We start from the raw sequence: 13,631 nt of genomic DNA on the forward strand, positions 1-13,631 counted from the left end.
TTTAATGAAATTATTGTGGACGTTGCTATTTTTATACTCTTTAAACATCTACGCTCTTGAGGTTGACATACACGAGCTAGACTCGCTGTCTAAAAGTGGCCAGCAAGTTGTCTCTACCTGGATTGATCAGAGTGTAAAAAAAACTGAAAATACGCTTGGACCTTTAAAGCAAACTACCTTGCCTATTTATTTAAAGCCGCAATATTTTGCATTTGAGCCTGTACCATGGGCAACGGTAAAGCGGAGCAATCCCGATGGGGTTGAACTTCATATTGATAGATACGCTAGTTTAAATGCATTTACTAAAGACTGGACCCTATATCACGAGCTATCGCATTTATATTTACCGCTTTTCCCCTACTCTGCTTTTTGGTTAAGTGAAGGGTTTGCCAGTTATATGCAAAACGTAATTATGCGAGACAGCGGTGTAATAACCCAAGCGCAATTTGTTCAACGATTAGATGCTGGGTTTAATAGAGGTAGACTACAAAACAAAACCAAGTCGCAGCCCTTAAGTGAGCTTTCTGCTGATATGTGGAATCAAGGTGCACAGCAACGAGTATATTGGACAGGCGCTGCATTTTTTGTTGAAGCCGATTTAGCACTCCACCAGCAAGGTCAAACCCTTGCTGAGATAATAAAAGCCTATCAGCTATGCTGTAGAACAGCGCGTTCAAGTGCTAAAACGTTTATCAAAGACCTAGATAAACTCTCACGTAGTAGTATTTTTACTTCTTTATATGCAGAATATAAAAACCGCTCTGACTTTCCAAACATAACTAAAAAATTAATAAACACACTTTGAGCTATATTGATTTTAAAGTTAGGCGTCTATCACCAAGATGCTAAAAATCATTTGAAGTTAAATAGTTACAAAAGTATTGATAAGCCTGTTCATTATAATTTAAAGAACGCTTATTCATAAATCCATGACAATAATCTGTTGGTTTGCAAATTACGTTTTGTTTTTTATTAAGCTCATTAATAACAGCAGTAACATCAAAGTGCACCTCATCGTAAGGAAAAATAAACTCACAGGGTACACTTGCGTCTAAATCTAAGTAGTTTCGTATTTGTGATGGATAAAAACCAACCACTTTTTTAAGATGTGGATTGCTTGTTAATAACTGGGCTCGCCATGCGGCACTAGCCCCTGCACTAAAGGCAATGCAAATTGTTGGCTCTGTAAGTCTATCAAATTGTTTATGCAGCATTGCCGTATACACGTTGTGGCCACATGCTTTTATAAAATTTTCATAGTTAAGTTCTTCATTTTCAATAGCTTGCTCTTGCCCACTGTAAGGTTCAACAAGGGTGTACTGAGTGTTTAATGTTTTACAAAAGTCATGTAAAGCCGGTGTTTTTCCGTAAATATCACTCACTATTATGTAATGCATACGATTCCCTTTTGGTGTAATTCAAAGTATTTAACCCAGTTGATAAAGTCTACACTACAAAAACTATACAAATAACTTGCGAGCATAATTTATTTAGGTTACATTCCCTCTCTGGTTTTAAGAAACCACTGCGGTTAACCTATTTACCCTGATCCAGTAAGCCCCGCACAACGTATATTTGAAAGCTAAGTTATTGTACGGCGAGTACCCCTTAAATAATACCGAGATGAATTTTACAATCATCGTAAAAGTGTCATAAAGATCGTCAACACTGTAATGAAGCTAAACACAACATCGTTAATTTATTGACTGCAATCTGCTATAAAAAATAGCGCAGAATAAATTACAAGAATAAAGTGAGTTTTATTATGTCTTATAAATATAACGGATCTATGATCCAAATAGCACATCCTGTGCAATCAATTTCAGTTAATAAACATCGTGTTATCTTTAGTGATACACAAGGGTTAAAAAACGCATTGTTTCAAAAAGCTAGCGATGCGCGTCAATTTGTTAAGTGGCTAAAAGTTAGCTAAGCAAAGCTATATCGCAATCCCATGCGCGATAACACGTAATATTATGCCAGCCTTGTTGCTGGCATTTTACTTTTTAATACTTAAGTGTTAAAACAATAATCCAATTACATTCGTTGGTTACTGCAATGTTACGTGTACTTTTCACTCTTTTATTTTGTTGCTCTCTAACTTCAGTTTGTCATGCTCAAACAATTAACTGGTTAACCAACGACTTTGCACCTTACTATATATTAAATGGTAAGTATCAGGGCCAAGGCCGCGACGAAACAATCATAAAATTACTCGAAGACCAACTACCTCATATCAAATTCAATCGTGTTGTGGTGCCTGCAAGTAAGCTAATTCAAACCCTTTCTGATAAAACGAATGACGCGTGCGTACTTTCTCTTTATAAAAACGAAAACAGAAAGCAACAAATGGTATTTACACAAGAAAGCTCTACTGTTGGTTTATCTCCCTCTGTTGCACTACATAAAAAGCTAGCAAATGCGCTATCGCTTAAAAACGACGCTGAGGTGTCTTTGTATGATTTACTACAAGAGAAAAAGCTAACATTAGGCGTGTCTTTGAGTCGCTCTTATGGGGAGGCTATCGATAGTATAATTAACTCAACGCCCGATGTTGACATTGTTATTCGCCCTACCCGAGATAGCTTAGCTAGTCTTACCTATATGCTTAACTTAAAACGCATTGATATTTTACTTGGCTACCCAAGTGAACATTTTTATTTAGCTAAATCTATGAACTTTCAAGATAACTTAACCCAAAGACCATTAACTGAAGCACCTGCGTTAAGCTATGGTTTTATAGGTTGCACTAAAACCGAGCAAGGGATTAAAAATATTGCTTTGCTAAACAAACACCTTAAAGTAATCAAACAAACTGATGCATACATAAATGCCTTATCAAAGTGGTTGCCCGAGCATTTAAAGCCATTGCTAAAAACAAGAATGAACTAAGCAAAAAAAACGCCACGTAATGTGGCGCTTTCAAAGTTAGTTGTATAATTACAACCCTGCTTATTTACGAATACCTTCAATAAATAACCCAATATCAACATGAGTCGATGCAGGTCCTAAATTATAGTTAATGCCATAGTCACTTAATTTAAGGCTTGTTTCGCCTTCAAATCCAACACGGTAACCACCCCATGGGTCTTGACCTTCACCTATTTTATCTATTTCAAAGGTAATACTTTTTGTCACACCATGTAATGTAAAGTCACCAGTTACTTTGCCTGAATCATCGTTGTTAAATGTAATGTTAGTACTTTTAAATGTAGCCGTTGGGTATTTATCAACATTTAAAAAATCTTTACCACGTAAGTGCTTATCTCGCTCTGCATGGTTAGAGTCAAGACTGGTTGTATCTATATTTACCATTATTTGTGAAGCATTAGGTTTTCCTGCATCATAATTGAATTCACCGTCAAACGTATTAAAACGTCCATGTAGCCAGCTGTAACCCAAATGTTTTATTTTAAAGTTCACAAAAGCATGCGCCCCTTTTGTATCAATAACATATTCAGCAGCATTTACAGCCGATGCTGATAAAACGAGAGCCGCCGATACAGCCGTATTTAGTAATAGTTTGTTCATTTTAATCTTCCTTCAATGGGGTAATCATTCTTGTTAAAGTTTTATCTTTATCTATAAAATGGTGCTTTAGTGCACCCAATGCATGTAAAACAACAAAACCAATTAATATACATGCACCGTAGTAATGAACTTTTCCTGCTATATCAGCTTGATCATCAAAAACAAAGTCGAGAGCAGACACATTAAACAGGGTAAAAACTTCAATGGGCCTTCCGTCTGCAGTTGAGATCAAATAACCAGCTACCACAATCACAGCTAATAAAATGTACATAGCTATGTGGGCAGTATGTGCTAGTTGATTGACTTTAGTATTTGTACCTAGCGGTTTTGGCTGTTTAGAAAAAACACGCCATAAAATTCTAAAAATCAAAATAGCTGCAAGCGTAATTCCAATGCTTTTATGTAAATCAAGAGAACCTTTGTACCAACTGTCATAGTAGGTAAGTTCAACCATGTATAAACCCAAACCAAATAAGCCAATAACGGTAAACGCCATCAACCAATGCAATATAATGGCAACTAACCCATATGAGAGTGGGGTGTTTTTAAACATAATTAATATCCTGTGTTTTGATAACGACAAGATATAGAAAAGAAGTGCGCAGTAAAATAGCATGTGCAAACAGCTTGTGTGCGTATATGCACATAAATGGTTTACATAGGGGAATTTAGTGGTTAAAGAGAGTGTTTCAGTTTTACTCGAAGCGGCTATTCAGTGAGGCTTACGTATATTAAGCTCTCTTCATTAACTTGCAGGCAAGTAATAAGCCCTTCCTTGATAAGCTCAAGTATAGCTATAAAGCTTACGACAACCCCGCTGCGACCTTCTGATGCTTTAAAAAGTTCGTTAAACACAATTGCACTCTTTGATTTGGAAAGCTGGTGTAATATTTGGCTCATGCGCTCGCGGGTTGATAACACTTCTGCTGTTATTTGATGATGCTCAAAGGTTTTAGCTCTCGCCATAACGTCACTTAAGGCAAGCATTAAATCTTTGAGTTCTAATTCGGGTAGGTTTTTGCTTGTATCGTCGTTAATGGGCATTACCGCATGAGCAACGAAAATATCACGGCCAACACGAGGTATATCATCCAAATTTTCAGCTGCTTTTTTAAACTGCTCGTATTCTTGTAGGCGTTTAATTAGTTCAGCACGAGGGTCTTCCTCTTCTTCGAGCTCTTCGTGAACAGGAAGAAGCAGCCGTGATTTTATTTGCGCTAACAATGCCGCCATGACTAAATACTCACCAGCTAGCTCTAATTGAAATTCGCTCATCATTTCAACATAGCTAACATATTGTTCTGTAATACTAAATATTGAAAGCTCAAGTACGTCAAGCTTATGTTTTTTTATTAAATAAAGAAGTAAATCAAGCGGCCCTTCAAAGGTTTCTAAAATAACTTCAAGTGCGTCGGGTGGAATATATAAGTCTTCAGGTTTATCAACAACGGCCTTTCCATGCAAAAAAGCCAGTGGCAGATTTTGCTGCACTGGCTCATCAATTACTGGTGGAAGTTTAGTCGTTGAAGCCACGTTTAATTACTCAAACGGGCTCACATCACCACAGCCAACACGCAGTATTTTTACATCGTCCTCGGACAAATCAATAACGGTTGTTGCTTGCTCTGGTAGGTATCCACCGTGAATAATAAGATCTACGTGCTTATCAAGCCTATCTAAAATCTCGTCTGGGTCCGACTCTGTAAATTCTTGTCCGGGTAAGATAAGCGAACATGACATTAGCGGCTCGCCCAACTCGGCTAACAGTGCACATGCTATTGGGTGCTCAATAACACGTATGCCAATCGTTTTTTTCTTATCGTTTAATAAACGCTTAGGTACTTCCTTTGTACCTTTAAAAATAAAGGTATAAGGTCCCGGCGTATTATTTTTAATCAGTCTGAATAATTGATTATCAACGCGTGCGTAAGTAGATAACTCTGATAAATCACGACACACAAGTGTAAAATTGTCGTTTTTATCAATGCCACGAATACGCTCTATACGCTCTTTGGCTTGCTTATTACCAATGTTACAGCCAATTGCATAGCCAGAGTCGGTAGGGTAAACAACAACACCACCTTGTTTTATTATATCAACAGCTTGAATTATTAACCTTGCCTGTGGGTTATCTGGATGAATATGAAATAATTGACTCATGTTAATGCCCCTTCTTGTCCTTCCCAAACTTGCCAAACACCTTGGCAATCTTTAGGTAAGTATAAATTTTTACCAAGCTCTAAATAGCTTGTCGGAAAATGAAAATCTGAGCCTTGTGAACATAATAATTCGTACTCTCGGCTGAGTTCACCTAAAAATTGACGTTCACTAGGTGCTTGCTGAGGTTGCGCTACTTCCATTGCATCTCCCCCTGCATTTTTAAATTCAACTAACAGTTTACGCAACCACTTATTAGACATTCTGTAGCTACTTGGATGGGCAAGCACTGCAACCCCTCCTGCTACATGTATTGCTTTAATAGCGGTTTGCATATCACACCAACAGCTTGGTACGTACCCCGTTTTACCTCGCCCTAAATACTTTTTAAATACTCCAGGGAAATTTTTAGCGACTCCACGCTGCATTAATGCACGTGCAAAATGGGCACGTGTAATTTGTCCATTTACAGCAAGTTCTTTAGCTTGGTCGTAAATGCCTTCAAAGCCATTTTTTTCAAGGCGAAAGCCTATTTGTGTAGCCCGATCCTCTCGCTTTTGCTGCTGTGCAGTTAATAAGGCATCGAGCTCTTCGTTATCAATATTTATGTTTAACCCGACAATGTGGATCTCAAAGCTTTCCCACTTTGTCGATATTTCTGTGCCTGTAATTAATGACAGCGGAAGATTCTCAGACTTAATAAATGATTGAGCCGGTTTAATAGCTGCCACAGTGTCATGATCGGTAATAGCAAACACATCAATATTTTTATCTACTGCACGGTTTAATAATTCTTCAACCGTTAAATGTCCGTCTGAATGTGTTGTGTGGCTATGTAAATCATATTTTATCAAAAGAAAACTGCTTAAAATTAAGGTTTGAAGGTATTTATGCAAGTATAACAAGTTTTTTCATTAAATTGTTTTAAATAAACACTTGACACTAAAGCACTAGATACGTTTTACTGTAGCCACTTTAAGACACATAAAGAATTAAAAACAATGAACAATTCAAACCTAAACACAATTTGGTGGTGGCACTCGTAATTATCGGGTGATGAATTGTCGTGTCTGACAAAATTTCAAAACCCGCAAATATGCGGGTTTTTTTATAACTAAATTTTAATAAATACATAATAAATTTGAGGCAGAAAACATGAATAACGGTATTACTCTTACACATCATTGGTGGTGGCGCCTGGTATAGCGGGACGGTAATGATCTGTTTGTAATTTAGATATCGTTATTCAAACCCCGCATTGCACAGCATTGCGGGGTTTAATTTTTTTGAGGGAATGAGGTTTGATTTTTAGTCATATAACAACTACGCCGGGTGAAGTAACGAGTATTACGCAAAAACGCGACTACATCAGTAGTCCACTTGCGCTGTACGCGGCACTTGATAAACCTAACTCACTGCTACTTGAATCGGCTGAAATTGATTCTAAAGACAGTGTAAAAAGTTTAATTTTAGTCGATTGCGCATTGCGCATTGTTTGCCAAGGTAAAACAGTCACGATTACAGCCCAGTCAAACAATGGCCACCAGCTGTTAAGTTACTTACAAGCTCATGTTAAAAACTGCAATGTAGAATTAAACGATACAACCCTAACCCTAAATTACTTGAGCACAAGTAACGACATTGATGAAGCCAGTAAACTAGTAGCCGATAATGCATTTAGTGCCCTACGAACTTGTATTAACTCAATCAAAAGCACCACCGACAATCCATTTTCTCTATTTTTAGGTGGTGTATTTGCCTACGACATGGTTGCAAACTTTGAACAGTTAAGTGACGTTCCCGATGGCGAGAACAGCTGTCCTGATTATGTATTTTATTTAGCTGAAACATTAGTTGTAATAGACCACCAAAAACAGACCACCGAACTTATCGGTAACGTGTTTAACGGCCCAGACGTACACGCAAACTGCTTTGAAGTAGGTAAACAGCTAGAGCAGTTAAATAGCCTTTGCGATAACGCAGCCCAATACAGCGCCCCATTAAATAAAGGCGAATGTGAGGTGAGCGTAGACATAAGCGACAGCACCTATTGCGAACAGGTTGTAAAACTTAAAAAGAACATTGTAGACGGTGATATTTTTCAGGTTGTTCCTTCTCGTACTTTCTCGCTGCCTTGCCCTAATGCTTTACATGCGTATAGCCAATTAAAACAACAAAACCCAAGCCCTTATATGTTTTACATGCGCGATGAGGACTTTGCTTTATTTGGCGCATCACCCGAATCAGCCCTTAAATACGATATTAATAACCAGCAGGTAGAAGTGTATCCAATTGCAGGAACGCGCCCTCGTGGTAAGTTTGCTAATGGGCAAATAAATCCCGATTTAGATAGCCGTATTGAGCTTGAACTTAGAAACGATCAAAAAGAACGTGCAGAACACTTAATGCTTGTTGACTTAGCCCGTAACGATGTAGCCCGCATTAGTGTTGCAGGTACACGTCATGCCAAAGAGCTATTAAAAGTAGACCGTTATTCGCAAGTTATGCATTTAGTTTCACGTGTTGTTGGTACATTAAAACCAGAACTTGATGCACTTCACGCTTACCAAGCATGCATGAACATGGGTACCTTAGTAGGCGCGCCTAAAGTTCGCGCAGCAGAATTAGTTCGCCAAACAGAAGGAAAACGACGTGGCAGTTACGGTGGCGCAGTAGGTTATTTAACCGGTGATGGCGCAATGGACAGCTGTATTGTTATTCGCTCTGCCTTTGTTAAAAACAACATGGCTTATGTTCAAGCCGGTGCCGGGGTTGTATTTGACTCAGAACCGCAATCTGAAGCTAACGAAACTCGCGCTAAAGCTCAAGCGGTTATTACCGCCATAAAATCAACTTTCGAGGCGGTATAACATGGGTGCATCACAGCCAATCAAAATTTACTTTTTAGATAACTTTGACTCGTTTAGTTACAACTTGGTAGACGAACTAACTATGCTCGGTGGTGAGCTTGTTGTGTATAGAAATAACATAAGCGCCGATACTATTTTTAATAAAATGCGCCAAGAGCAAGGCCAAGTATTACTTGTACTTTCTCCAGGCCCTGGCACACCAAGCGATGCTGGTTGCCTCATGGATCTTATTGCGCTGTGTAAAGGCCATTTCCCTATGCTGGGTATTTGTTTAGGTCAACAGGCGTTAACACAAAGTTATGGCGGAGTAATCGGACATGCGGGTGAAACCGTACATGGTAAGTCATCAATTATTGATCTAAGCACACACCCTGTGTTTGAAAATATGGGCGAGACAATGCCGGTGGCACGTTACCACTCATTAATGGCTACGCAAGTACCAGATAGCATAGAGGTAATAGCACAATACCAAGATATTCCTATGGCTATTTATCACCATGATGACGGTGCTCTGGGTTATCAGTTTCACCCTGAATCAATACTAACGCCCAACGGGGCTATGTTGCTGCAACAAAGTGTTGCTTACCTAACAAATAATAATTAAGAGGACGTTATGAGTACACATTTAACCAACGTACTTAATGTTCAACAAGCCATTGAGCAACTTACGATTAAGCAATCACTCAGTTATAGCCAATCAAAAGCGCTATTTAATGAAATTATGCAAGGTAACATGAGCGATATTGAGCTAACAGCTTTGCTTATTAGTCTTAAAATGAAAGGTGAAGTGAGTGATGAAATAGCGGGAGCTGCGGCATCTATGCGTGAAAACGCAGTGGCTTTTAATACTACTTTCTCACAACTTGCAGATAGTTGTGGCACCGGTGGCGATGGGTCAAATACTATTAATATCAGCACCACTGCCGCTATTGTCGCAGCTGCCGCGGGTATTAACATGGTAAAACATGGCAACCGCAGTGTGTCGAGTAACTCAGGCTCTGCCGACTTACTCAAAGCGCTTGGTATTAATATAGATATGAGCCCTGAACAAGCAGCAAAATGCCTTGAGCAAACACACTTTACATTTTTGTTTGCACCTCATTATCACAGCGGTGTGCGCCATGCGATGGGTGTGCGTACTGCACTTAAAACACGAACTATTTTTAATATTCTAGGCCCCCTTGCGAATCCTGCGGCACCTGATGTGCAATTATTGGGGGTTTACGACGAGTCCCTATGTATGCCTATGGCGCAAACGCTTAAAACATTAGGCACACAACGCGCAATGATCGTACACGGTTCTGGCACTGACGAAATTGCCCTTCATGGGCCAACGCATGTTGTTGAATTAAACAATGGTGAAATAAGCCAGTACACGCTCAACCCAAGCGACTTCGACCTTGCAAACTATTCACTTGAACAACTGGCAGGTGAAGGCCCACAATATAACGCTGATGCAAGCGTTGCTATTATACAAGGCAAAGGCACTGATGCGCACAACGCCGCTATTGTGGTAAATGTTGCTGCTCTTTTATATCTAACAGGTAAAGCTGATTCACTTAAAGATGGCGCACAGCAAGTACACTCACTTTTAAGTTCAGGCAAAGCCATGGACACATTAAATGCAATTATTGAGGTAAGTCATGGCTAATGTATTAGACAAAATTGTTGCTGATAAAAAGCAAGAATTAATTGAACGAAAAGCAGCTCGTCCGCTTGAAAGTTTTAAAGATCAAGCGGTGCCAACCAGCCGTGATTTTTATAAAGCATTGGCGGCACCCGGTACACAATTTATTTTAGAATGTAAAAAAGCATCCCCTTCTAAGGGGTTAATAAGAGAACCTTTTGATTTAACTGAAATCACTGCAGCTTACAAAAAATATGCAAGCTGCATGAGCGTACTCACCGATACTAAATACTTTCAAGGTAGCTTTGACTACCTAGAGTTTGTACGTAGCCAAGTTGATCAGCCACTTATTTGTAAAGACTTTTTCATTGATGAGTATCAGGTTTATATGGCTCGTATTTATGGTGGCGATGCTATCTTACTTATGCTTTCGGTACTTAATGATGAAGAATACACAGCACTGCATAAGGTCGCTGATTCACTCAATATGGCGGTGCTAACCGAGGTAAGTAACGAAGAAGAAGTTCACCGAGCACTTGACCTAAATGCTAAAATTATTGGTATTAATAACCGTGATTTACGTGACTTGAGTACCGATTTAGCTACTACTGAAAAACTACGTAAATTAATCCCTGAAGATAAAGTCGTTATTTCTGAGTCAGGTATCTATACCCATCAAGACGTTAAACGCTTAGCACCGCTGTGCGATGGCTTTTTAATTGGTAGCTCACTGATGGCCGAAGCTGATTTAGAACAAGCATGTCGCCGGGTTATTTTTGGTGAAAATAAAGTATGTGGGCTTACTCGCAGCCAAGATGCGCAAGCTGCATATAATGCGGGTGCTGTATATGGCGGTTTAATTTTTCATCCTAAATCTCCACGTTGTGTTGATTTAGATTGCGCCCAAGCCATAACGCAATCAGCACCCCTTAAGTTTGTGGGTGTTTTTGTTGATGAGCCAACAGAGAAAGTTGCTCACGCCGCAAGTGTGTTAAAATTAGCGGCAGTTCAATTACATGGCCAAGAAAGTGACGATTACATTAAAGCGTTGCGTACACAGTTACCTAGCAATTGTGAAATTTGGAAAGCACAAGCAATTAAAGATGTGCTACCTACTCCTGTAAATGGCGTTGACCGCCACTTGTACGACACTCACAGTGATAAACAAGCTGGTGGTACAGGAAAAGTATTTGATTGGTCGCTTCTTCGCGATGCAACAACACCGTTTATGCTAGCTGGTGGCTTAAATCCAGACAATATTAAAGATGCGCTTTATCAAGGTGCCTTAGGCCTTGACTTAAATTCTGGGGTTGAAGACGCTCCGGGCAAAAAGTGCCCAAACAAATTACATCATGCTTTTACAAGTATCAGAAATTATTGAGGTTAAAATGCAAAATCCAGCTTATTTTGGCGAGTTTGGCGGTATGTTTGTACCCGAGTTGCTTGTCCCTGCACTTAAGCAGTTAGAAAACGAATTTAACAAAGCGCAAAAAGATCCTGAGTTTCAGGCAGAACTTAGCAAATTATTAAACGAGTATGCGGGTCGCCCTACACCGCTTACTTTAACGCGTAATTTAGTTAAAAACCCAAAGGTTAAACTTTACTTAAAGCGTGAAGATTTACTTCATGGTGGTGCACACAAAACAAACCAGGTGCTTGGCCAAGCGTTATTAACAAAACGTATGGGTAAAAAAGAAGTAATTGCTGAAACCGGCGCAGGTCAGCATGGTGTCGCTACAGCTTTAGCATGCGCACTTTTAGGTTTAAAATGCCGTATATACATGGGCGCGAAAGACGTTGAACGCCAACAACCTAATGTATTTAGAATGAAATTAATGGGCGCAGAAGTCATTCCTGTTACAGCGGGTTCTGGCACATTAAAAGATGCCGTAAACGAAGCGCTACGTGACTGGTCAGCTAACTACCAAGAAGCACACTACTTACTAGGAACTGCGGCGGGCCCTCACCCATTCCCAACAATTGTTCGCGAATACCAAAAAGTAATTGGTGAAGAAGCCAAGCAACAAGTGCTTGAAGCTGAAGGTCGCTTACCAGACGCCGTTATAGCTTGCGTGGGTGGTGGGTCAAACGCTATTGGTATGTTTACCGATTTTATTGACGAGCCTAGCGTAAAGCTAATTGGTGTTGAGCCAGCAGGTAAAGGCTTAGATACCCACGAACACGGCGCCACTATTTGTAAGGGTACTAAAGGTATACTACACGGTACATACACTTACATTATGCAAAACGATGATGGCCAAATTGAAGAATCATACTCTGTATCAGCAGGTCTAGATTACCCAGCGGTAGGCCCACAGCATGCATTTTTACATGAAACTGGCCGTGCACAATATGTAGGTATCAGTGACACTGAGGCACTTGACGCATTTCAGTCATTAGCTAAAAACGAAGGTATTATTCCCGCTCTGGAGTCAAGCCATGCTTTAGCCTACGCGCTAAAATATGCAGAAGAGCAGACGCAAGACAGTGTAATCGTAATTAATTTAAGTGGCCGTGGCGATAAAGATTTAGCACATGTACACAAAGTATTATCTGAAGGAGGCCAGCTATGAGCCAAGTTAAGACGGACCGTTATGGCGCTATGTTTGCTGCACTTAATGAGAAAAAACAAGGTGCATTTGTTCCCTTTGTGACTATTGGCGACCCAGGAAAAGAGCAGAGCATTGCTATCATTAAAAGCTTAATTGATGGTGGTGCTGACGGACTAGAGCTAGGTATCCCCTTTTCAGATCCAATAGCCGATGGCCCTGTTATCCAAGCCGCTAATATTCGTGCCCTTGATGTGAATATTAACACCCAAGATTGCTTTGACATCATTAAAGAAATTCGTGAATACAATGCAGATATTCCAATTGGTTTATTATTATATTCAAACTTAGTGTTTAAACGTGGCTTAGAAGCGTTTTACAAAGATGCAAAAGCCGTAGGGGTAGACTCTATTTTGGTAGCGGATGTTCCTTTGCATGAATCTAAAATGTTTAGAAAGGCTGCAATGGACAATGGGGTTGACCCAATATTTATTGCAACACCTAATGCAGATGACGACACTCTTCGCCAGTGTGCTTCATATGGACGCGGTTATACTTATTTGCTTTCACGTGCAGGCGTAACAGGTACTGATACCAAAGCACAAATGCCCGCTGGTAATATTGTAAATAAATTAAAAGAGTATCATGCAGCCCCTGCTCTACTAGGCTTTGGTATTTCAACGCCAGACGATGTGAAATCAGCATTAAATGCAGGTGCAGCCGGGGCCATTTCAGGCTCTGCGGTGGTAAAGATTATTGAAGCCAATCTTGATGATTTGGATGCAATGACAGCACAACTAAAAACGTTTGTTAGCAACATGAAAGCCGCTACAGAGCTTTAAGTAAACTTAGATTTAAACACATAAAAAGGGCATTTAAATGCCCTTTTTCATTATT

The 13,631-nt window shown here is 39.7% G+C and carries 15 protein-coding genes; 9 read left to right on the plus strand and 6 right to left on the minus strand.

Features of this window, described 5'->3' with window-relative positions:
* Positions 1 to 4: 4 nt before the first annotated feature.
* Positions 5 to 805: a M61 family metallopeptidase gene (locus ATS72_RS04760; RefSeq protein WP_058429009.1), complete on the plus strand. Its 801-nt coding sequence runs from the start codon at positions 5 to 7 to the stop codon at positions 803 to 805.
* Between the two features lie 40 nt (positions 806 to 845).
* On the opposite strand, the gene ATS72_RS04765 is transcribed toward ATS72_RS04760, so the two are convergent.
* A complete protein-coding gene (locus ATS72_RS04765; protein WP_058429010.1) occupies positions 846 to 1,397 on the minus strand; it encodes a hypothetical protein in 552 nt (183 codons plus the stop codon).
* Between the two features lie 368 nt (positions 1,398 to 1,765).
* Between ATS72_RS04765 and ATS72_RS18825 the strand changes: the two genes are divergently transcribed.
* Positions 1,766 to 1,933, plus strand: a complete 168-nt coding sequence (locus ATS72_RS18825; RefSeq protein ID WP_008131463.1) for a hypothetical protein — start codon at positions 1,766 to 1,768, stop codon at positions 1,931 to 1,933.
* A gap of 125 nt (positions 1,934 to 2,058) precedes the next feature.
* Complete coding sequence (locus tag ATS72_RS04770) at positions 2,059 to 2,892, plus strand: transporter substrate-binding domain-containing protein (protein ID WP_039036843.1); 834 nt, start codon at positions 2,059 to 2,061, stop codon at positions 2,890 to 2,892.
* A 60-nt stretch (positions 2,893 to 2,952) separates the two neighbouring features.
* On the opposite strand, the gene ATS72_RS04775 is transcribed toward ATS72_RS04770, so the two are convergent.
* From ATS72_RS04775 to rnm, 5 genes are all read right to left on the minus strand, one after another.
* Positions 2,953 to 3,531, minus strand: coding sequence for a YceI family protein (locus tag ATS72_RS04775; protein WP_058429011.1), 579 nt, complete (start codon positions 3,529 to 3,531; stop codon positions 2,953 to 2,955).
* 1 nt (position 3,532) lies between these two features.
* Positions 3,533 to 4,084 carry a cytochrome b gene (locus ATS72_RS04780; RefSeq protein ID WP_006792206.1) on the minus strand — a complete coding sequence of 184 codons (552 nt, stop codon included), beginning with the start codon at positions 4,082 to 4,084 and terminating at the stop codon, positions 3,533 to 3,535.
* Between the two features lie 155 nt (positions 4,085 to 4,239).
* Positions 4,240 to 5,064 (minus strand): segregation and condensation protein A, encoded by an 825-nt coding sequence (locus tag ATS72_RS04785; RefSeq protein ID WP_058429012.1) that lies wholly within the window; start codon positions 5,062 to 5,064, stop codon positions 4,240 to 4,242.
* Between the two features lie 6 nt (positions 5,065 to 5,070).
* Complete coding sequence (locus ATS72_RS04790) at positions 5,071 to 5,691, minus strand: L-threonylcarbamoyladenylate synthase (RefSeq protein ID WP_058429013.1); 621 nt, start codon at positions 5,689 to 5,691, stop codon at positions 5,071 to 5,073.
* Complete coding sequence (gene rnm, locus ATS72_RS04795) at positions 5,688 to 6,542, minus strand: RNase RNM (RefSeq protein WP_058429014.1); 855 nt, start codon at positions 6,540 to 6,542, stop codon at positions 5,688 to 5,690. The genes ATS72_RS04790 and rnm overlap by 4 nt, the downstream gene beginning before the upstream one ends.
* A 447-nt stretch (positions 6,543 to 6,989) precedes the next feature.
* Here rnm and ATS72_RS04800 point away from each other — a divergent pair, with 447 nt between their 5' ends.
* From ATS72_RS04800 to trpA, 6 genes are read left to right on the plus strand one after another with little or no spacing between them, the layout of a single operon-like run.
* Entirely contained in the window at positions 6,990 to 8,558 is a 1,569-nt protein-coding gene (locus ATS72_RS04800) for an anthranilate synthase component 1 (protein WP_058429015.1), read from the plus strand.
* A gap of 1 nt (position 8,559) precedes the next feature.
* Positions 8,560 to 9,162, plus strand: a complete 603-nt coding sequence (locus ATS72_RS04805) for an aminodeoxychorismate/anthranilate synthase component II (protein ID WP_010557514.1) — start codon at positions 8,560 to 8,562, stop codon at positions 9,160 to 9,162.
* Positions 9,163 to 9,171: 9 nt separating this feature from the next.
* Entirely contained in the window at positions 9,172 to 10,209 is a 1,038-nt protein-coding gene (trpD, locus tag ATS72_RS04810; protein ID WP_058429016.1) for an anthranilate phosphoribosyltransferase, read from the plus strand.
* Entirely contained in the window at positions 10,202 to 11,566 is a 1,365-nt protein-coding gene (gene trpCF, locus ATS72_RS04815) for a bifunctional indole-3-glycerol-phosphate synthase TrpC/phosphoribosylanthranilate isomerase TrpF (protein ID WP_058429017.1), read from the plus strand. Before trpD ends, trpCF begins: the two co-directional genes overlap by 8 nt.
* Before the next feature lie 7 nt (positions 11,567 to 11,573).
* On the plus strand, positions 11,574 to 12,758 hold the full coding sequence (trpB, locus tag ATS72_RS04820) for a tryptophan synthase subunit beta (RefSeq protein ID WP_006792214.1): 1,185 nt from the start codon (positions 11,574 to 11,576) through the stop codon (positions 12,756 to 12,758).
* Complete coding sequence (gene trpA / locus ATS72_RS04825; RefSeq protein WP_058429018.1) at positions 12,755 to 13,576, plus strand: tryptophan synthase subunit alpha; 822 nt, start codon at positions 12,755 to 12,757, stop codon at positions 13,574 to 13,576. The genes trpB and trpA overlap by 4 nt, the downstream gene beginning before the upstream one ends.
* The last annotated feature ends 55 nt before the right edge of the window (positions 13,577 to 13,631 follow it).

The sequence above is a fragment of the Pseudoalteromonas sp. 13-15 genome (assembly GCF_001468205.2).
In the GTDB taxonomy this organism is placed as follows: Bacteria; Pseudomonadota; Gammaproteobacteria; order Enterobacterales; family Alteromonadaceae; genus Pseudoalteromonas; species Pseudoalteromonas marina.

Bases quoted from the DNA above. Each gene is read 5' to 3' on its own strand.
- trpCF (WP_058429017.1), top strand. From the start codon at position 10,202: ATGGCTAATGTATTAGACAAAATTGTTGCTGATAAAAAGCAAGAATTA.
- ATS72_RS04770 (WP_039036843.1), top strand. From the start codon at position 2,059: ATGTTACGTGTACTTTTCACTCTTTTATTTTGTTGCTCTCTAACTTCA.
- ATS72_RS04805 (WP_010557514.1), top strand. From the start codon at position 8,560: ATGGGTGCATCACAGCCAATCAAAATTTACTTTTTAGATAACTTTGAC.
- ATS72_RS04760 (WP_058429009.1), top strand. From the start codon at position 5: ATGAAATTATTGTGGACGTTGCTATTTTTATACTCTTTAAACATCTAC.
- ATS72_RS04780 (WP_006792206.1), bottom strand. From the start codon at position 4,084: ATGTTTAAAAACACCCCACTCTCATATGGGTTAGTTGCCATTATATTG.
- ATS72_RS04790 (WP_058429013.1), bottom strand. From the start codon at position 5,691: ATGAGTCAATTATTTCATATTCATCCAGATAACCCACAGGCAAGGTTA.
- trpB (WP_006792214.1), top strand. From the start codon at position 11,574: ATGCAAAATCCAGCTTATTTTGGCGAGTTTGGCGGTATGTTTGTACCC.
- ATS72_RS04765 (WP_058429010.1), bottom strand. From the start codon at position 1,397: ATGCATTACATAATAGTGAGTGATATTTACGGAAAAACACCGGCTTTA.
- trpA (WP_058429018.1), top strand. From the start codon at position 12,755: ATGAGCCAAGTTAAGACGGACCGTTATGGCGCTATGTTTGCTGCACTT.
- trpD (WP_058429016.1), top strand. From the start codon at position 9,172: ATGAGTACACATTTAACCAACGTACTTAATGTTCAACAAGCCATTGAG.
- ATS72_RS18825 (WP_008131463.1), top strand. From the start codon at position 1,766: ATGTCTTATAAATATAACGGATCTATGATCCAAATAGCACATCCTGTG.
- ATS72_RS04775 (WP_058429011.1), bottom strand. From the start codon at position 3,531: ATGAACAAACTATTACTAAATACGGCTGTATCGGCGGCTCTCGTTTTA.